Origin of the sequence: Aeromonas sp. BIGb0445, from assembly GCF_024809075.1 — a bacterium.
Lineage (GTDB): Bacteria > Pseudomonadota > Gammaproteobacteria > Enterobacterales > Aeromonadaceae > Aeromonas > Aeromonas rivuli.
Genome location: NZ_JANUES010000010.1, coordinates 103814 through 122505 on the forward strand (window position 1 = coordinate 103814; position 18692 = coordinate 122505).

At 61.4% G+C, this 18692-nt stretch carries 19 protein-coding genes; 6 read left to right on the forward strand and 13 right to left on the reverse strand.

Annotated features, from left to right (window positions below; all coding sequences use genetic code 11):
• Nucleotides 1–3: 3 nt before the first annotated feature.
• Nucleotides 4–1281 carry a sigma-54 dependent transcriptional regulator gene (locus tag M2367_RS16680; RefSeq protein ID WP_224431670.1) on the forward strand — a complete coding sequence of 426 codons (1278 nt, stop codon included), beginning with the start codon at nt 4–6 and terminating at the stop codon, nt 1279–1281.
• A gap of 153 nt (nt 1282–1434) precedes the next feature.
• Here M2367_RS16680 and M2367_RS16685 read toward each other — a convergent pair whose 3' ends face one another.
• Nucleotides 1435–3078 (reverse strand): methyl-accepting chemotaxis protein, encoded by a 1644-nt coding sequence (locus tag M2367_RS16685; protein WP_259237313.1) that lies wholly within the window; start codon nt 3076–3078, stop codon nt 1435–1437.
• 199 nt (nt 3079–3277) lie between these two features.
• Here M2367_RS16685 and M2367_RS16690 point away from each other — a divergent pair, with 199 nt between their 5' ends.
• Nucleotides 3278–3592 carry a hypothetical protein gene (locus M2367_RS16690; RefSeq protein WP_259237314.1) on the forward strand — a complete coding sequence of 105 codons (315 nt, stop codon included), beginning with the start codon at nt 3278–3280 and terminating at the stop codon, nt 3590–3592.
• A 68-nt stretch (nt 3593–3660) separates the two neighbouring features.
• Here the strand turns inward: M2367_RS16690 and M2367_RS16695 are convergent, their stop codons facing one another.
• From M2367_RS16695 to M2367_RS16725, 7 genes are all read right to left on the reverse strand, one after another.
• The gene (locus tag M2367_RS16695; RefSeq protein ID WP_042041217.1) at nt 3661–4461 is read right to left on the reverse strand and encodes a Cof-type HAD-IIB family hydrolase; all 801 of its coding nucleotides are present in this window, start codon (nt 4459–4461) and stop codon (nt 3661–3663) included.
• A gap of 141 nt (nt 4462–4602) precedes the next feature.
• Nucleotides 4603–5643 carry an alpha/beta fold hydrolase gene (locus M2367_RS16700; protein WP_259237315.1) on the reverse strand — a complete coding sequence of 347 codons (1041 nt, stop codon included), beginning with the start codon at nt 5641–5643 and terminating at the stop codon, nt 4603–4605.
• A complete protein-coding gene (gene trmH, locus M2367_RS16705) occupies nt 5633–6379 on the reverse strand; it encodes a tRNA (guanosine(18)-2'-O)-methyltransferase TrmH (RefSeq protein ID WP_259237316.1) in 747 nt (248 codons plus the stop codon). The genes M2367_RS16700 and trmH overlap by 11 nt, the downstream gene beginning before the upstream one ends.
• Before the next feature lie 133 nt (nt 6380–6512).
• Nucleotides 6513–8630, reverse strand: coding sequence for a bifunctional GTP diphosphokinase/guanosine-3',5'-bis pyrophosphate 3'-pyrophosphohydrolase (gene spoT / locus M2367_RS16710; protein ID WP_042041214.1), 2118 nt, complete (start codon nt 8628–8630; stop codon nt 6513–6515).
• 130 nt (nt 8631–8760) lie between these two features.
• Nucleotides 8761–9036: a DNA-directed RNA polymerase subunit omega gene (gene rpoZ / locus M2367_RS16715; RefSeq protein WP_005307060.1), complete on the reverse strand. Its 276-nt coding sequence runs from the start codon at nt 9034–9036 to the stop codon at nt 8761–8763.
• Between the two features lie 77 nt (nt 9037–9113).
• Nucleotides 9114–9740 (reverse strand): guanylate kinase, encoded by a 627-nt coding sequence (gmk, locus tag M2367_RS16720; protein ID WP_259237317.1) that lies wholly within the window; start codon nt 9738–9740, stop codon nt 9114–9116.
• 253 nt (nt 9741–9993) lie between these two features.
• Nucleotides 9994–11100 carry a glycosyltransferase family 9 protein gene (locus M2367_RS16725; RefSeq protein ID WP_259237318.1) on the reverse strand — a complete coding sequence of 369 codons (1107 nt, stop codon included), beginning with the start codon at nt 11098–11100 and terminating at the stop codon, nt 9994–9996.
• A gap of 84 nt (nt 11101–11184) precedes the next feature.
• On the opposite strand from M2367_RS16725, the gene M2367_RS16730 reads away from it, so the two are divergent.
• Both M2367_RS16730 and M2367_RS16735 read left to right on the forward strand, forming a co-directional pair.
• On the forward strand, nt 11185–11889 hold the full coding sequence (locus tag M2367_RS16730; RefSeq protein WP_259237319.1) for a 3-deoxy-D-manno-octulosonic acid kinase: 705 nt from the start codon (nt 11185–11187) through the stop codon (nt 11887–11889).
• A gap of 159 nt (nt 11890–12048) precedes the next feature.
• Nucleotides 12049–12906, forward strand: coding sequence for a sensor domain-containing diguanylate cyclase (locus M2367_RS16735; protein ID WP_259237320.1), 858 nt, complete (start codon nt 12049–12051; stop codon nt 12904–12906).
• Between the two features lie 55 nt (nt 12907–12961).
• Here the strand turns inward: M2367_RS16735 and M2367_RS16740 are convergent, their stop codons facing one another.
• On the reverse strand, nt 12962–13816 hold the full coding sequence (locus tag M2367_RS16740) for a carboxylate/amino acid/amine transporter (RefSeq protein WP_259237321.1): 855 nt from the start codon (nt 13814–13816) through the stop codon (nt 12962–12964).
• Between the two features lie 42 nt (nt 13817–13858).
• Here M2367_RS16740 and M2367_RS16745 point away from each other — a divergent pair, with 42 nt between their 5' ends.
• Complete coding sequence (locus M2367_RS16745) at nt 13859–14335, forward strand: DUF6314 family protein (protein ID WP_042041221.1); 477 nt, start codon at nt 13859–13861, stop codon at nt 14333–14335.
• A gap of 54 nt (nt 14336–14389) precedes the next feature.
• On the opposite strand, the gene M2367_RS16750 is transcribed toward M2367_RS16745, so the two are convergent.
• Together M2367_RS16750 and M2367_RS16755 are read right to left on the reverse strand one after the other, a co-directional pair.
• Nucleotides 14390–14551, reverse strand: coding sequence for a hypothetical protein (locus tag M2367_RS16750; protein WP_157013944.1), 162 nt, complete (start codon nt 14549–14551; stop codon nt 14390–14392).
• Complete coding sequence (locus M2367_RS16755; RefSeq protein ID WP_042041205.1) at nt 14536–15432, reverse strand: DMT family transporter; 897 nt, start codon at nt 15430–15432, stop codon at nt 14536–14538. Before M2367_RS16755 ends, M2367_RS16750 begins: the two co-directional genes overlap by 16 nt.
• Nucleotides 15433–15532: 100 nt before the next feature.
• Between M2367_RS16755 and M2367_RS16760 the strand changes: the two genes are divergently transcribed.
• The gene (locus tag M2367_RS16760; protein WP_042041203.1) at nt 15533–16468 is read left to right on the forward strand and encodes a LysR family transcriptional regulator; all 936 of its coding nucleotides are present in this window, start codon (nt 15533–15535) and stop codon (nt 16466–16468) included.
• Nucleotides 16469–16533: 65 nt separating this feature from the next.
• On the opposite strand, the gene trpS is transcribed toward M2367_RS16760, so the two are convergent.
• Both trpS and M2367_RS16770 read right to left on the reverse strand, forming a co-directional pair.
• Nucleotides 16534–17538, reverse strand: a complete 1005-nt coding sequence (gene trpS / locus M2367_RS16765) for a tryptophan--tRNA ligase (RefSeq protein ID WP_042041201.1) — start codon at nt 17536–17538, stop codon at nt 16534–16536.
• Nucleotides 17539–17732: 194 nt separating this feature from the next.
• Nucleotides 17733–18167, reverse strand: a complete 435-nt coding sequence (locus M2367_RS16770; protein ID WP_042041199.1) for a universal stress protein — start codon at nt 18165–18167, stop codon at nt 17733–17735.
• Nucleotides 18168–18692: the final 525 nt, after the last annotated feature.

Sequence of the window (18692 nt, forward strand, 5' to 3'; positions counted from 1 at the left end):
CCCATGTTGTTAACCCGCAGTCGTATCCCCGATGTGCTCCTGGTGGATGACGATGAAGATGTGCTGGACTCTTATTGCCATCTGCTCACCCTGTCCGGCTATCAGCCGAAGGCGACCACCAGCCCGGAGGAGGGGTTGGCCCTGCTGGACGCGCACTGGCCCGGAGTGGTGATCTCAGACATCTATATGCCGGCGATGAATGGCCTGGATCTGCTGGCCGAGCTGCAACGGATCGATGCCGAGATCCCGGTGATCCTGATCACGGGCCATGGCGACATACCGCTGGCGGTCAAGGCGGTCAAGCAGGGTGCCTTCGACTTTCTGGAGAAGCCCCTGAACCCGGAGGCGCTGCTGGCGCTGCTGGCCAGGGCGCTCGAACAGAGGCGCAACATACTGTCCCATCGCAGCGAGATCCAGACGGCGGTCGATCATCAACTGATCGGCACCAGTCCGCAGATAGTGGCCATCCGCCAGCAGCTCAACCAGTTGGCCCAGACCGACAAGGATCTGATGCTGGAGGGGGAGCCTGGCTGCGGACGCCATACTCTGGCCACCTTGCTGCACAGCATCAGCGATCGCAAGGAGGGTCCCCTGCATGTCCATGATGGCGCCACCTCCCCCGAACTGGCCGAGATCAGGGCGAGCCTGACCCTCTGTGCCAAAGGGACGCTGGTCTTGCAGGCTCCCGCCCGGCTCAGCCCGGAGAGCCAGCGTTGGCTGGGGAGTTATCTGCTGGAGCAGGAGCGCAATGGCAACAAGGCGCAGCGCACCATCGCCTTGTTTGATGAGGCCCCGGAGCGGCTGGTGGAGCGGCATCTGCTGATGCCCGAGCTCTATTACTATCTCTCTCAGGTTAGGATCAAGCTGCCTCGCCTGGCCGAGCGCAGCTGTGACATCATTCCCCTGTTTCGCACCTTCCTGCGTCAGGGCTGCAAGCGGATAGGCCGGCCCCTGCCCCAGGTGGACAGACCCTATCTCGAGACCCTCAAGCGCCACCAGTGGCCTGGCAATATCCGGGAGCTGCGCAACGTGGCCGAGCTCTATGCCGTGGGCATCATCAAGCTGGCCGGGGTTGAGCGAGCCATACCGGCTGCCAATGCCCGGGAGCCCCTCGACGACCTGGTCGAAGAGTACGAAAAGCGCATCATAGAGGACACGCTCTTCCTCTTCTCCGGCCGGGTGGCCGAGGCCGCCAACTACCTTGGTATCCCCCGTAAAAAACTCTACCTGCGCATGAAAAAACATAATCTGGACAAGGAGTTGTTCAAGCCACAGAGCTGATCAGGCTCACCCTGAGCCATCAGAGCCATCAGAGCCATCAGAGCCATCAGAGCCATCAGGGCCATAAGGGCCATCAGAGCCATCAGAGCCATCAGAGCCATCAGGGCCATCAGGGCCATCAGAGCCATCAGACTGAGTCATCAGACTGAGCCATCAGAGCCTGAACTGGCGAATGGTGATCGCCAGCTGCTGGCTCTGCTCTCCTAATTGGGCGCAGGTCAGGCGTACCTGCTCCAGGCCCGTCAACATGGCGCGGCCATTGCTGGCGACGGCTTGCAGGTTCTGGTTTATCTCGCCACTGACCTCGCTCTGCTCATGAGCCGCGACCCTGATCTGATCGTTCATCTGGTTGATGATGACGATGGCCTGGCTCATCTGGCCGAGGTTGGCACGGGTCTGATGGGCCTGAGCCACTACCTGGTGGCTCTGTTTGCTGCTGGCACCCATCCGCTGCACCGCCAGCTGACTGCCCTGCTGCAATCGCTCTATCATCTGCTGTATCTCCCCGGTGCTGTGCTGGGTCTTGCTGGCCAGGTTGCGTACCTCGTCGGCCACCACGGCGAAACCCCGCCCCTGTTCCCCGGCGCGAGCGGCCTCGATGGCGGCGTTGAGCGCCAGCAGGTTGGTCTGCTCGGCGATGCCACGGATCACTGCCAACACGGTCGAGATGTGCACCACATCCTGCTCCAACCGGGTGACACCCTGCTCCGATGCCTGAATATCCAGGACCAGCGCCTCCAGGGCCGTCACCGTCAGATGCAGATCCTCGCTGGCGCTCTGGACCTGTTGGGCAGCCTCACTCGAGGCGCTCGCGGTCTGACGGGCATGGGCCATCATCTGACCGCTGGTGGCGCTCTGCTCCTCTACTGCGGCCGCTATCTGGTCACTTTGCTGTTGCTGGCTCAGACCGTTGTCGACCATCTTGGTCATCAGCTCATGGAGCTGAGTCGAGGCGGACTGGACGGCGACGACGGTCTGGCTGACATCACCGACTATCTGATGCACCCGGCTGATGAAGCGGTTGAAGGCGGTGCCCAGGGCGCCTATCTCATCCCGACTGTGGATGCTCAGCCGCTGGGTCAGATCCCCCTCGCCATCGGCGATGTTGGCCAGGGCCTGCTGCATATTGCGCAGTGGCTGCAGCATCAACCGGGTCAGGCACCAGGTCAGCCCTATGGCAAACAGGACGGCGGCCAGGGTTCCCAGGCTCATCAGCTGCTGGGCATGCTGGCTGGACGCCTGGCTCTGCGCCATCAAGGTCTCTCTGCTCAGCGTCACCGCCTCCTTGAGCAGGTTGAGCTGCTTGCGGATGGATGAAAATTGCCGCTCGGCCTCATCGAAATGGGTTGCCAGATAGTTGCTGGCGGACTGGGGATGGGCAAAGACGGCGCCATAGTGCGGCAACCAGCGATCGAACTCTGCCAGCATCAGATCCAGGCTGGCCTGATGCTCCGCCCCGAGCAGGCCGCTCGCGATCAGGCCTTGTACGTTGGCTAGCCGGGCTCTGGCCTTGCTGCTGTTGTCGATGAACTCCTGATGCTGAAAGGCGAGGTTGCGCTCGGTGAGACCACCGACGATCAACCCCTGGCCCGCCGCCACTATCTGGTAGAGATCCCGGTAGGCATCCTCCAGGGCGCTCTGAACCGGCAGTATCTGCTCTGTTACCGTCCGGTTGATCCGCTGCTGTTCACTGAAGCTGCGGTAGGCCACCGCCATCACGGCGGACATGATGAGCAATACCATCAGGATGGGTACCCGTAACTTGGTGGTAAACGAGAGGTTGTTCAGAAGGGTCATGGGGGCGTCGCCGTGGTGAGGGAGGAGGGCCACATTATCGGAGCTGGCGAATTTTTGATCTCGACAAGGGTCACGGATCGCGGCCCAGGATGGCGGAATTTGGGTTAGTGAGGGCCCAAATTCGGTATTTGTCCATTGCGGGTGCCCTTGAGGTATTTCTGACCAATAATCAGGGAGCTGAGTCTGCGAGGGGGTGGCTATGAGATGTCCAAGGTGTTTGCGCGAGGGGGTCGACAAGGTGCTGGATGAGCGGGTGGGGCGAGCCTGCTCGCTGGGGATGGGGGCCGCGGGCGGCTATGCGGGGGCGGCGACCCTCGCCAAGGCGGGAGCCATCTGGGGAGGAACTTTGGGGAGTCTTGGCACCCCCATTGGGGCTCTGCTGGGGGCAATCTGTGGAGGTCTGCTCGGCGGCCTGGGCGCCGGAACCGTTGGCTGGCTGGTGGGCCGTGCCCTGGATCGGCGCCTCTCCGAGGAGTTCTTCTGCAAGGCCTGTGAGCACAGGTTCAAGCGCTAGTCGCTGGCTGAGATCCGCTCAAAACAACGCCCCCGACTGAGCGGGGGCGTTTTTTATGACTGGGTGGTTCAGGCGGGCAGCGAGAACAGCTGCTCCAGATAGATGGCCACTCCATCCTCATCGGAGCTGAGGGTGCGTGCGTGCTCGGGCAGAGCCAGCTTGAGGCGGTCATGGGCATTTTCCATCACCACACCGCGCCCAACCATGTCCAGCATCTCGAAGTCGTTCATGCCATCGCCAAAGGCCACCGCCTGGGACATATCCAGCCCATGTTGGGCCAGTACGGCCTGTACGGCATTGCCCTTGTGGACCCCGGCGTGCATCACCTCGAGGCAATCCGGCAGGGAGAAGGTGACATTGAGGCGGTCACCATACCGGGCATTGAGTTCGGCCTCTATGCTCAGCAGCTTCTCGTGTTCGCCGATGTAGAACACCTTGCTGATCTGCTCCTTCGAACAGCTCTGGAGATCGGTCAGTCGATAGCTGAAACCGGACTCATCGTGGAAGTTGAGCAACCAGGGCAGCTCCTCTTCCACTAGCCACTCATCCCCCTGGTAGACGTTGAGATGAATGCTGGGATCCCGGGGCAGGGCGATCAGCTCGGCGGCAACGTCGCTTGGCAGGGACTGGTTGAACACCAGCCGATCCTGCTTGTCATGTACCATGGCGCCATTGGAGGTGATGAGATAGATGTCCAGCCCCAAGGCGTCGCGAATGGAGCGAACATCCACGTGATGACGGCCTGTGGCGACCACGAACTTGATGCCCTGGGCCACCAGACGGTGCAGAGTGTCGCGGGTGCGGGGGGAGATCTGGTGCTGCTGGTTGAGCAGGGTACCGTCGAGATCGGATACAACTACCTTGAACATCGTTACCTCGGTTTCACGTGAATGCCGGGGCAGTTTACCCCAGCCATCCCACAGGCCCCATTTATTTAGGGTTACAAAAAATAAGCAGCTTTTGAGTGTTTTGTGAGGCATGCCGCCACGCGGATGGCGGCATGCCCGGGTTCAGTAGCGGCCAAAGAAATCGAGAATGGCGGTGAGGGCGGGCAGGCGTTTGTCATCGCTTTCGATAAACAGCTCATGCCAGGCACCTTCGATGCGCAGGGGTTTGCCTCCCTCGCAGGGGGCGCGCTGGCAGAAATCGAGTTGGGCCTGGTTGTCGACCACGCTGTCGGCCCCCGCTTGCAACAGCAGCAGCGGCGTCTTGATCTTGCCGGCCTCCTGGATGGCGCGCTCGCCACCCATCATGCCCTGATGGATCCAGTGGGCGGTGGCGCCGCCCAGCTTGACCTGAGGGGTCTGCTCATATTGCTGGCGGAACGCGGCATAGCGTGCCTGGCTGTGGGTCAGCTCGTTATTTGCGAAGCCCTGATCCTGATATCTCCCCTGGCCTGGGCCATAAGGCGGCTCCCCGAACCAGCCCCCGACGGTGCCTATGGTGGCGGCGACTCCCTTGGCGAGCCAGTGGGGCAGGCCCCCCAGGTTGATGCCCATCATGGGTGAAGAGAGCGCGGCCGCCTTTATGTCATCCGGCCAGCGTTCCAGATAGCGAGCCGAGATGGCGCCACCCATGGAGTGGGCCAGCAGGAACAGCTTGGCGGGCTTGTCGGCCATGACGACGTGATCGTGGAACTGCTTGAGATCGGCGACATAGTCTTCGAAGTCGACCACATACCCCTTCTCCTTGTCTGCCAGCAGGCGACCGGAGAGCCCCTGGCCACGGTGATCGATGAGGTAGAGGCTATAGCCCTGACGCCACAGATCCCGGGCCAGCTCCTGATACTTGAGGTAGGTCTCTACCCGGCCGTTGACGATCATGATGGCGCGATCGCTGTCTGGATTGCGCAGCACGGCGTAGCGGATGGGGATCCCGGCCTTGCCCTGAAACTCCCTCTCGCGGGCGTGGTCGCGCCAGAATGCGGGTAGCGTCTCTTCATAGAGGGCAGGCAGCTCGGCTTCTGTGGTCAGCTGATAGGGATTGTTCACGGCTAAGGCTCCGGCGGATAGCAGGGTCAGGGCCAGCAGGGGCAGGCAGCTAAATTTCATCGGATGGACACTCCATATCCAGGGGGTCATCTTGTTGCGCAGCCCAGCCCTTGCGGGTCAGCTGCATGCGTTGCCACCAGGCGTCATCGGCCAGGATCTCGCCTTGGGAACCCAGCGGCGGGTAGGGCATCTCTTTCTCTTTGCAGAGTTGGGCATAGATGGGATAGCCCCCCTCGAACAAGATGGCATTCTGCTCCTCGGCGTCGAGGGGGCAGCCGCGTTGATAGCAGCCGGCCAGCTCACGTTGGCGCTGGGCCTCATACAAGATGGCGGCGGCGGCGACCGAGACATTGAGGGACTGCACCATGCCGACCATGGGGATGACAATATGGTGATCGGCCAGGGACAACGCCTCCGGAGTGATGCCGAACTTCTCCTGGCCGAGCAAGATGGCGGTGGGTTTGGTGTAATCAATCTGGCGAAAATCCACCGACTGCTCCCCCAGGTGGGTGGCCAGGATCTGCATGCCGGCGGCCTTGAGATCGGTGATGGCGCCCTGGATGTCGCTATGGAGAGAGATATCGACCCAGTTCTGGCTGCCGCGGGCCGTGCCCTTGCGCTTGTGGATGCTGTTCTTCGGCCAGACCGCATGCACCCTGTGGATGCCCACGGCATCGGCGGTGCGCACTATGGCGGCCAGATTGTGCGGCTTGTGGACCTCTTCGAGGCAGACGGTCAGGTCGAGCTGGCGCATGGCCAGCATGTCGGAGATGCGTTGATAACGTTCGGGGGTCATGGCTGTCTCTATCAAGTCTGTGGTGCCTGTGTCGTCATCTGGCACGGGCGAAGGGTCGACCCGGGCGCCAGCTCAGTGAGCCGAGGCTGTGCGTCGCCCTGAAAGCATCAGGCGGCTTGCGCCGCCTGTGGTATCAGTTCTTCTGTCGACCGACCCTGAGCACATTGGGCATGACCCGGATCTTGCGCATGATGTTGGCAAGATGGATGCGGCCCTTGGTGGTGATCAGCAGGGTTACCAGGTAGACGCGACCATCTTTCTCTTCGGTGCTGATGGCGTGAATATTGGCGCCGGTGGCGGCGATCACGTTGGCCAGCTCGGCCAGGGCGCCCTGATGGTTGACGATCTCGATGTGAATACCTGTCTTGAACTCTTGTTCCTGCTCGGTATCCACTTCCCACTGTACCGGCAGGTACTTGTCCGGCTCGCGACTGTAACCCTTGATGTTGCGACAGGACTCCTGGTGGATGACCAATCCCTTGCCCGGGCTGATGTGGGCGATGATGGCATCGCCGGGAATGGGGCGGCAACAGTTGGCGAAGGTGACCAGCATGCCATCGGCACCCCTGATCGGCATCTTTTTGCTGCTGTTCTTGGGCTGATCACCCTGGGACAGCCCCTCATCCTGCATGCGGCGGGCGACCATGACACTCATGGCGTTGCCCAGGCCGATATCGGCCAGCAGCCCCTGCAGGTTCTCATGCTTGGTATCGGTCAGCACCTGCTTGATGCGGGATTCCGAAATGTCCTCGATATTCTTGGCACCCAGGGCATGGTTGAGCAGGCGGCGGCCGAGCACCACCGACTCTTCGGTACGCAGGTTCTTGAGGAACTGGCGGATCTTGGAGCGGGCCTTGGTGGTCACCACGAAGTTGAGCCAGGCGGCATTGGGGCGAGCGCCAGGGGCCGTGATGATCTCCACTGTCTGACCGGACTGAAGCTGGCTGCTCAGCGGGTAGGGGTGGCGGTCGACCCTGGCACCGACGCAGGCATGGCCGATGTCGGTGTGGACCGTATAGGCAAAATCGACCGGCGTCGCCCCGGTGGGCAACTCCATGATGCGGCCTTCAGGGGTGAACACGTAGATCTCGTCCGGGAAGAGATCGGTTTTGACCCCCTCGATAAACTCGAACGAACTGCCGGCGCTCTGTTGCAGTTCGAGCAGGCTCTGCATCCAGCGCTGAGCGCGGATCTGGGCCGTGGTGCCCGAGCTGTCGCCATCCTGTTTGTAGGCCCAGTGAGCGGCAACCCCCTTGTCGGCCATCTGATCCATGTATTCGGTACGGATCTGCACCTCGACCGGCACCCCGTGGGGCCCGACCAGGGAGGTGTGCAGGGATTGATAGCCGTTGGTCTTGGGGATGGCGATGTAATCTTTGAAGCGGCCGGGGCGGGGCTTGTAGAGGTTGTGCATCTGCCCGAGCACCCGGTAACAGGTGTCTATGTCCTTCACCTTGACGCGAAAGGCATAGATATCCATTACCTCATGAAATTGCAGCTCTTTTTTCTCCATCTTGTTGTAGATGGAGAACATGTTCTTCTCGCGGCCGCTGATCTGCGCCTCGATGCCGGACTCCTGCAGTCGCCCCTGAATTTCACTCTGGATGGAGTCGATGATCTCCCGGCGATTGCCACGGGCACGGCGCACGGATTCGCGCAATACCCGGGAGCGCATGGGGTAGAGCGCCTCGAAGCCGAGCTCTTCCAGCTCGTTCTTCATGGTATGGATACCGAGCCGGTTGGCGATGGGGGCGAAGATTTCCAGGGTCTCGCGGGCGATGCGGCGGCGCTTGTCCGGGCGCAGGGAGCCGAGGGTGCGCATGTTGTGGGTGCGATCGGCCAGCTTGATCAGGATGACTCTGATGTCCTGGGTCATGGCCATCATCATCTTGCGGAAGTTTTCGACCTGGGCTTCCTTGCGATCGCGAAACTTCAGCTTGTCGAGCTTGGAGACACCGGCAACCAGCTCGGCCACGGCATCACCGAACAACTCCGCCAGCTCGGCCTTGGTGACCGGGGTATCCTCGATGACATCGTGCAACACGGCCGCCATCAGAGTCTCGTGGTCCAGACGCATGTCGCCCAGAATGCGGGCAACCGCCACCGGGTGGGTGATATAGGGTTCACCACTGGATCGCATCTGACCCTGGTGAGCGTCACGGGCTACCACATAGGCTTGCTTGAGTTTCTCAACCTGCTCGGATGGCAGATAAGAACTGGCTACTTCTTTAAGATTTTCAAATAGATACAAGACATGCCCCGCTGCGGTAATTCAGCAATCCGTGATATTGAGGGTATAGCCCTGAGTTTGCGAGGTTTTCGAGCGGTTGTAAATGGGGGGAAGAACAGTCGGCACCCGGGCGGGTGCCGACTCGGAGGACTTAACCGCGGCCTTCGGCGATGGCAGCGACGGCAGCCAGCTCGGCAGCTTCCTGCTCTTGCTGCTCGTAACGGTCCTGAGTGTCCATCACTTGGTTGTTCACCAGACCCAGCTCGATCTCGCGCAGGGCGATCACGGTCGGTTTGTCGTTCTCTTCGTCAACCAGGGGGTCTTTACCTTGAACCGCGATCTGACGGGCGCGGCGCGCGGCGACCAGTACCAGGTCAAAACGGTTACCTACCTGTTTTACAGCATCTTCTACAGTAACGCGTGCCATGCAGACTCCAGTGTTTAGACTTTTAGTGTTTAAAAGACGGTGTTTAAAAATGACGCAAAAGTGTACTTGGTTTTAGCTTATTCCGCCAGTAGCTGTTGCAGCAAGTTTTGCTGCGCCTGCCGTTGGCGGCACATCTTCAACCTTTGGCTCTCGATGATGGCCTTGAGTTGACCCAGCGCCAGCTCAAACTCTTCGTTGATGATGACATAGTCATACTCATCGTAGTGCACCATTTCGGCAATGGCTTTCTCCATGCGGCCACGGATCACCTCTTCGCTGTCCTGCCCGCGACCGATCAGGCGGCGCTCCAGCTCGGGACGGCTCGGCGGCAATATGAAGATGGATTGCGTCTCCATCTGCTCGCGGATCTGGCGGGCGCCCTGCCAGTCGATATCGAGGAAGACATCGATACCCCGGGCCAGGCAGGCCTCGATGGCTGCCCTGGAGGTGCCATAGTAGTTGCCGAACACCTCGGCCCACTCCAGGAAGTCGCCACGGGCGATCAGTGCCTTGAACTCTTCGACCGGTACGAAATGGTAGTGGACCCCGTTCTCTTCCCCCGAACGCATGGCGCGGGTGGTGTGGGAGACGGAGAGCTGCATACGGCCAGCGGCCTCAGGCTGCTTGAGCAGGGCATTGATCAGACTGGACTTACCCGCTCCGCTTGGGGAGGAGATGATGTAGAGGGTGCCTTGTTGCGCCATGTCAGTACCTTTCAACGTTTACCGTGTTTTGGTTGTAGCAGAGAGCGCCGTCTCCTGCCCCTCGGGGCGACAGCCAAGCACAAAACACAGAAAATTCAGCAGCAGGGGGATGTAAAGGCGGCAGATGGTAGCAGATGACCGCAGATAAAAAAACGGCCGGAATCATATTCCAGCCGATCAAAGGATTCGTAGCTTGCTGCGAGAGTTGCCTCTACGCAGCGGCTATTCTGGCGAGGAAATACTCGGGAGACTATCAGGTTATCTCTCGCTGACTGCTCGGGATTTTCGATGGATTGCCCGCTTCCTCCCCCGCTTGCCACCACTGGTCGAAGCGGGCGATCACTCGCTCGACCGGCAGCTTGGCCATGGCGTCCGGGTCTTTGAGCCGGGTGCGCCAGCTCAGCTCGCTCAGCGGTTTGCCGGTCTCCTGCTCGATCAGCTCCTGATAGACGCTGACCACATAGTCGTGGCACAGATAGGGGCCGGTGCGGGCCGGATTGTGATGGGCATAGAGGCCGATGACGGGGGTGCCGACCAGGGTCGCCATGTGGGTGGGGCCGGTATCGGGGGCGAGTACCAGACTCGCTTCCTTGATCAATGCCAGCAACTGCTTGAGGTTGGTCTGGCCGACCAGGTCGACCGGCTTGCTCTGGCTCAGGCGCCGTATCTCAGCCGCGAGATCCCGCTCCAGCTTGGCCGGCCCGCCGCACAGCAGCACTCGCATGCCCTGGCGGTGGGCATGATCCGCCAGGGCGGCATAGCCAGCCGCGGTCCAGTTCTTGAACGGTTTGCTGGCGGCGGCACAGATGAGCAGGGTCGGTTGCCCGGCAATCTGCGCCTTGGCCCAGGCCTGATGTTCAGGGGCTATGGGTAGCTGCCAGTCCGGGGTCAGATCCTTGATGCCCAGCTCGCGGGCGAAGGCGAGGAAGCCGTCCAGCACATGAGGGGAGGCTGGCGAGGGCACCTTGTGATTGGTAAACAGCCATTGACCATCGTTGGCACGCTCCCGATCGAAACCCAGTTTGACGTCGGCGCGGATGCCGAGGGTGGCGATGCTGGCGCGCAGGGCGGCCTGCAGATGCAGCAGGGCGTCGAATTTTCGGCCTTGCAGCTGCTGCCAGAGGGCGCGGTAGCCACGCCAGCCCTGACCCTTGTCGAAGGGGATCACCTCGACACCGGGCAAGTCGGCAAAGAGCCCCGCCTCCAGCTTGCCGATGACCCAGGTGATGCGGGTGTCCGGCCACTCCCGCTGAATGACCCGCACCAGCGCCAGTGCGTGGCAGCAATCACCAATGGCGGAGAGCCGCAATATACAGATTGAAGAGGGTGGCGTTTGGAACGGCAGCATGATGTGGCGCAATAGATGGGAAATCGATGAATGGCATTATGCAAACTCCATCATGGATTGTAAAATTGCGGCCAATGACTGCCCGGAACCCACCAGATGCAAATTCAAACCGACAAGAACCAGGTGTGCTGGTTTGCCGATGACCTCTTCAACCATCCTTCGCCCAGGCTATTCGATCCCCTCTGGTGGCAGAACCAGGGCAAGGTGGTGGGCTCGGCCATCGGCCGGGGGGTGACCTGGTTCGTGAAGGAGGAGTCCTGCCATCTGGTGCTGCGCCACTACTATCGCGGCGGCATGGTGGGCCGGGTGGTGCGGGATCGCTTCTGGTTCGAGGGGGTGGAATCGAGCCGTGCCATGGCCGAGTTCAGCCTGCTGGAGACCCTGAGCCGTCAAGGGTTGCCGGTGCCCAGGCCGTTCGGGGCACGCATGGTCAAGCAGGGCCCCTTCTACCGGGCCGACATCCTGATCGAGCGCATTCGTGGTGCCAAGGATCTGGTGGCCCTGCTCAAACGGGGTTCTGTCGCTGCCGACATCTGGTTGCGGGTGGGTCAGACGATACGCCAGCTGCACGATGCCGGTGTCTATCACGCGGATCTCAACAGCCACAATCTGCTGCTCGACAAGGCGGACAAGGTGTGGGTGATCGATTTTGACAAGGGGGCCATCCGTGCGCCAGGCAGCTGGCAGCAGGCCAATCTGGAGCGATTGCTGCGCTCTTTCAATAAAGAAGCCCAGCTGCATACCAGCTTCCACTTCGTGCCGGAGAACTGGCAGACCCTGATGCAGGGCTATCGGGGCTAGCCTCGGTGAGGCTTGAGGTGCGGTCCCGGCTGAGGGTCGCTTGCCCTTCCGAGCTGACGCGTCTTTTTCATCACAAACTCCCCGATGCGGATTGCCGATCCCTTGCCCCGATGCTACTTATTGGGGTTCACGACAAGTTTCACGGTTTAGAGGCGTTTGATGGATGTACTGAAGGCTCCGCTAGCGGACACAGTGACCCGGCTGGATAGTTCCCTGATGGCGGATGCCATGCAACTGATGGATGCCGGCGTCTGGCGCTGGTCGCAGCCGCAGACCATGGCGCGGGATCCCTCCTGCCTGGCGTTGCTCGGCCTCACCCAAGACAATCTGGATGAGATGAGCTGGCTGGCACGGATACACCCGGATGACATGGCGCGGGTGCTCGAAGCCTTCGCCGCCTGTCTGCATGGTCGGGACTCGCTGCGTCTGGACTATCGCATCCTGCACCATGATGGCCACTATATTCGCCTCGATGAGCGAGCCCAGCGCCAGCCGGACGGCTCGCTGCTTGGGGTGGTGCGTCGTTGCCGCCACTCCCACTCCCCGGTGGCGGAGCAACAGGGCACGGATCCCCTGACCGGGCTCGAGAGCCGCGGTTATTTCGAGCAGAGGCTCAACGAACGCCTCGGCCAAGCGAGCGCCTTCTGCCTGCTGCAACTCACCGTGGATCACAGAGCCAAGATATTGCAGCTGTTTGGCGAAGCCGATTGCGACACCATGCTGGCCAAACTGGCGCGTATCGTGCGTCACGAACTGCGCAAGGATGACCCCTTCGCCCGCTGGGATGACGATACCTTCATCCTGATGCTGCCGGGCATCGAGCGGCTGGATGCCCTGGAGATCGCCGAACGGCTGCGCCTCGAAATTGCCGATGCCAGCCTGCTGCCGGAGCGACCAGTCACCGTCAGCATCGGATTGGTGCAGCATCAACCGGGGGAGCAGATCGATCATCTGCTGGCCCGGCTCGCCTCCTGCCACGGTCAAGCCCGTCAGGAGCACAACCAGGTCATCGGCTAGCAGGCTCTGCCCCGGGTTCGGGAGGCGCTCCATGAAGAGCGCCTCCCAAGCGGGATCAGGCGCGATCCAGTTTCCCGGGTCGGCACAGCCAGAGCGAGGCCAGCATCAGCAGGCCGCCAAGGGCGAGGCGCGGCAGGTCCGTCTCTCGTCCCCACAGCAGCAAGTTGACCAGCAGACCCGCCGGGATCAGGGCGTTGTTCATGATGGCCAGCACGCCGCTGCTGACCAGGGTGGCGCCCTTGTTCCACAGGAAGTAACCCAACCCGGATGCCACCACTCCCAGCCAGAGCAAGATGCCCCACTGCAGGCCGGTGCTGGGATATTGCGGTTTGCCGAGCAGCCACCAGGCGGGCAGGGCGATAGCCAGGGCCCCCAGATAGAAGCAGCCAAACACCGCATGTTGTGGCGGTTGCTGCGCTTCACGGGCCATCAGCACCTTGTAACCCACCTGCCCCAGGGCGAAACAGAGGTTGGCCCCCTGCACCACCAGGAAGCCCAGCAGATAGCTCTCGGTCAGACCATCGAAGCGGATGACGGCCGCGCCCAGTACCGCCAGTGCGGCCGCCCCCAGATAACTCGGCTTGAAGCGCCGCTCCAGCAGATCGTGGATCAGGGTGACGTAGAGAGGGGTAAAGATGGTAAATACCAGTACCTCAGGCACCGTCAGCAGCAGGAAGGAGTGGTAGTAGAAGAGGTACATCAGGCCGAGCTGAATGGCGCCGAGCCCCATCAGCTTGAGAGCCAGATCGGGTCGCAGCCAGCGTTTACGCAGGAAGGGCAGAAACACCAGACTGGCGAGCAGGATGCGGGTTAGCACCGAGAAGTAGGCATCCACCTGACCGGCGAGGTAGACACCGATCAGGCTGAAGGAGAAGGACCAGAGCAGGGTAACCCCTATCAAGTAGTTCATGTGTTTGATTTATCGTCAGTTGTCAATTTTGAGGGCGCTATGATGGCCGAGATGGAAGCTGTGATCCAGCGTTTATGGCAGCGGTTGCCACAGATAGGCGCATTTGCGTTCGAGGGGAGTAACGGGGCGGGCTCCGCCACCGACTGGACGGGGCGCGGCGAGGGCAGGGTGCAGGTGACCGATCACCAAGGGGGCTGGCTGTTTGACGAGCAGGGCCGCTATCAGACTCCTCACGGCAAGGTGCTGACCATGACGAACCGCTTCTGGTGGCAGCGTACCCCGGCGGGGATCAGCCTCTCCCACTTGCGCTACCAGAGCCCGGTACTGCTGTTCGAGTTGCGGCCGGTGGCGGGCCGCTGGCAGACCCATGAGCCCCACCTGTGCGGCCAGGATCACTACAGCGCCGAGCTGGTGGAGGAGGCAGCCGGCTTCCGGCTGAGCTGGCAGATCCAGGGGCCCCGCAAGAACGAGCGTCTCGATTACCGCTATCACCTGATGGAGGGGGCATCGCCGCCATAACAAAAACCGGCGCAAGCGCCGGTTGGAGACAATATCTTGAGGGGCCGCCGAGTGTCAGGCCTTGATGACCTGGCTCAGGATGGCCTGCAGGCGGCTGTCAAACAGCCAGGGCAGCAGCACCATCAAGAGGCCGACGAGCCCTGCCAGCTTGTGGCGGTACTGCCAGCCGGCAATCAGCACCAGACCGCCACACAGGGAGGTCAGGATGCCTGACACAGGCTTTCCCGGCGATTGCGACGCTGCTGGGCCCACTGGTTCATGGCGACCGAGCCCAGGATCAGCATCAGGGCGACACCGGTGGTGGAGTGGATCTGCTCACCGAGGAACAGGGCACCCAGCACCACCCCAAACAGGGGCACCAGATAGTTGCTGAAGGAGGCGAAGGTCGGGCCTGCCTTCTGGATCAATGCCATATAGAGGAAGTAGACCAGACCGGTACAGAAGATGCCCAGCACCACCACGGCGATGGTAGCCTGTTGGCTCGGCAGGGTCAGGCTGTCGAGATCGATCAGGAAGGGGGCGGCGATCAGCAGTTGAATGGCCGAGGAGATGAGAATGTTACGGGCCACCACCACCGGGTGATCCTTGGCGAAGCGCTTGATCATCAGCAGGCCGATGGCGAAGCAGCTGGCTCCGAACAGGATCGCCACGGCGCCCACCAGACCGGCATTCATGCCACCGGACAGTTTTGGCCAGAACAGCACCAGCACGCCGATGAAGCCCACCACCACGGAGAGCAGACCGCTCTTGGTGATTTTTTCACCCGAGATAAACAGCGGCGCCATCAGGATGGTGACGAAGGGGATGCAACCCATCACCACGGCGGCGATGGCGCTGTCCACATACTGCTGGCCCCAGGCCACCATGATGAAGGGGATGGTGGCATCGAGCAGGGCGATCAACATGTAGGTGCGCCAGGGGGTGTGTTCGCTCTTGAGTCGCATGAACAGACAGAGCAGCCCCAGGGTCAGGCTGCCACACAGGGCACGCCCGGCGGCGACCAGGATCGGCGGCATTTCGGCCACGGCCTGGTGCATGAAGATGAACTGGGAACCCCACAGCAGGCCGATGGCCAGCAGTAACAGATAACTACGCATGTCTTGTCTCGTTGTCGATGATGCAATGAATGAGCGCATTCTAGGGACTCTGTTACTATGTAGAAAATGAATTGTTGGCATTTGCCTATGGTCAATATCGATGGAACTCTCCCTCGCCCGGCTCGATCTCAACCTGCTCACCCTGTTCGATGTGTTGATGCAGGAGCGCAACGTCACCCGGGCCGCCGAACGGCTCCACCTCTCCCAATCCACCGTCAGTCATGCCCTGGGCCGACTGCGTCAGGCGCTGGATGATCCCCTCTTCGTCATGAGCCGGCGCGAGATGATGCCGACCGAGCGGGCCAAGGCCCTGGCCGGGCCGGTACGCCAGGCCCTGGCCATGCTGGAGCAGGGCTTGCGTCAGGCCAAGGGGTTCGACCCCGCCAGCGCCCGCCGGGTATTTCGCATGGCGCTGCCGGGCTCGGTGGAGCATGGTCTGGTTCCCGCCATGGTCGAACGGCTTCATCGGCTTGCTCCCCACTGCCGGCTGGAGGTGTGCGAGCTGGCGGCCAGCGACTACGAGCGTGAACTGGAGAAGGGGGAGCTGGATCTGGTGGTGGGTTTTGCCGGGGCCGATCACCTCTCGCCCCGCTTGTGGCGTGAGGACTGGTTCAGCAATCCCCTGGTTTGTCTCTCCCCCATGGACAGCGGCCTGCCCGAGCGGTTGGGGCCGAGGGAGCTGGTGAGCAAGCCCCATATCCATACCTCGAGCTGGGGCCACAGCCAGGCGATGGTGGATCTCTGGCTGGCCCGGTTCGGGGTGGAGCGGGAGCTGGGGGTCAGGTTGCCAAGCTTCATGGCGGTGCCCCAGTTGATGGCGACCCGGCGTTATCTGGTGGTGGTGCCCGAGATGATAGGCCGTGACTTTAGTCGCGATTATCCGCTGCAACTCCATCAACTCGAACCGGCCATCCCCATCGTCTACCTGATGGCGGGCCACCCCCTGAGCGCCCATGACGAGGCGATCCGCTGGTTCAAGGGGGAGCTGCATGCCCTGGCCGAGGGGCGCTATGGCCTGACCTCCCTCGGCGGATAGCCACCCCCTTGCCCCCGGGTGCACCACCGGGGGCTGAGTGGCAGGGGGCGAGGGCCCGGTGGCGCTTAGTCGAAGTAGTTGAGGCCCATGGCCCGCTTCACTTCTCCCAGCACCCTGTCCGTGACGGTGCGCGCCTGCTCGGTGCCCTGGCGCAGCAGCGTGAGCAGTTCGCCCCGTTCGCTCATGGCCTGCTGCCTGCGCAGTCGCATGGGAGCAAGCAGGCTTTGCAGGCAGTCGTTCAGCACCTGCTTGCAGCGCATGTCCCCCAGGCCACCGCGCCGGTAGTGCGCCTTCATCTCGGCCACCAGTGCCTTGTCCGGGTGGAAGGCATCCAGATAGGTGAACACCGTATTCCCTTCGACCTGACCCGGATCGCTCAGCCTGAGGTGATTGGGGTCGGTATACATGCCATGGACTGCCTGCTTGATCTCCGCCTCGGACATGCCGAGTTCTATGGTATTGCCGAGGGACTTGGACATCTTGGCCTTGCCGTCGATACCGGGCAGGCGGCCGGTGTCGCTCAAGATGGGTTGGCACTCGGTCAGCACCTCTCTCCCGACCAGACCGTTGAAGCGACGCACTATCTCGTTGGTCTGCTCCAGCATGGGCAGCTGATCCTCACCGACCGGCACATGAGTGGCCCGAAATGCGGTGATGTCGGCCGCCTGACTGACCGGATAGACCAGGAAGCCGGCAGGCAGGCTGCGCTCAAAGCCTTTTTGCTGGATCTCCGCCTTGACGGTGGGGTTGCGCTCGAGGCGGGCGACGCTGACCAGATTGAGGTAGTAACCGGTCAGCTCGGGGAGGGCGGGCAGGGCACTCTGCAGGCAGAAGGTCGTCTTGGCGGGATCCAGCCCGGCGGCCAGATAGTCGGCCATCACCTCCAGCACGTTGCCGGTGACCTTGGCCGGGTCATGGCTGTTGTCGGTCAGTGCCTGCAAGTCGGCAATCATCACGAACTGGCGGTGGGTCTGTTGCGCCTGCACCCGTTGGCGCAGGGATCCGACATAGTGGCCTATGTGCAGTTTGCCGGTGGGCCTGTCGCCCGTGAGTATGATGGGGGTTTGCATGTCACTCTCTCCAGTCTGGGGTGGGCCGGGAGGCGACAAAGGACACAAATACAATGACCGCCTCTCGGCGGCCACTGTGTTTTCTTTGGGAAATCTTACATAGAAAAGCGGTGCCGCCTGTTTAGGAGCAGCACCACCAGTAATCTTTGTTGAAGGCGGTCATGTTCATGGCGACTCAAGCTACGCCTGTTCCATCACTTCTGCAAGGGCACGACCAGCAGGTCGCAAGGCACTGTGTTCATCAGCTGGCGGGCACTGGAGGTCAGCAGGCTCCAGAAGCTCTGACGATGGCCACAGACCAGCAGGTCGATGTCATAGTCACGTACCGCCTGATTGACCCGCTCGCTCAGGTCGCCGCAGATCACCAGCTTCTTCTCGATGGGGTACTCCACCGGCGCCAGGAAGGCTTCCAGCTTCTCCTTGGCCTCGGCGATCACCTGATCCTGCACATTGTCGATGTCGATATCTATCATCTCGGTGTAGAGATCCTTGAGGTCGACATCGACATGGATCACCGACAGCTTGGCACCGTTGGAGATGGCCCGATCGACCGCCTTCTCAATCACCTTGCGGTTGTCTTCCGACAGGTCGATTGCGACCAGCACATGCTTGTAATGGGTTCCACTCATGGGATTCTCCTCACAGATATTCTTGTCACTATACCAATCGCTATTGAAACTAAAATGTCATTCTCATCACAGCTTGATGTACCCATAGCACTCCTCTGTACCGCATTTGTGAGCCAGGTTCCGTTATCGCCATCGTGCAGCCATGCCTAGTGCTCGTCGCTCTGTATCGAGATGCGTGAGCCAGGCCCCTTTATCGTCATAGTGTGTCGATGCGCATGAACCAGGCCTCATGCTCGTCACTCTGTATCGAGATGCGTGAGCCAGGTTCCGTTATCACCATCGGGCAGCCAGGCCTCGTGCTCGTCACTCTGTATCGAGATATGTGAGCCAGGTTCCGTTATCGCCATCGTGCAGCCAGGCCTAGTGCTCGTCGCTCTGTATCGAGATGCGTGAGCCAGGTTCCGTTATCGCCATCGTGCAGCCATGCCTCGTGCTCGTCGCTCTGTATCGAGATGCGTGAGCCAGGCCCCTTTATCGTCATAGTGTGTCGATGCGCATGAACCAGGCCTCATGCTCGTCACTCTG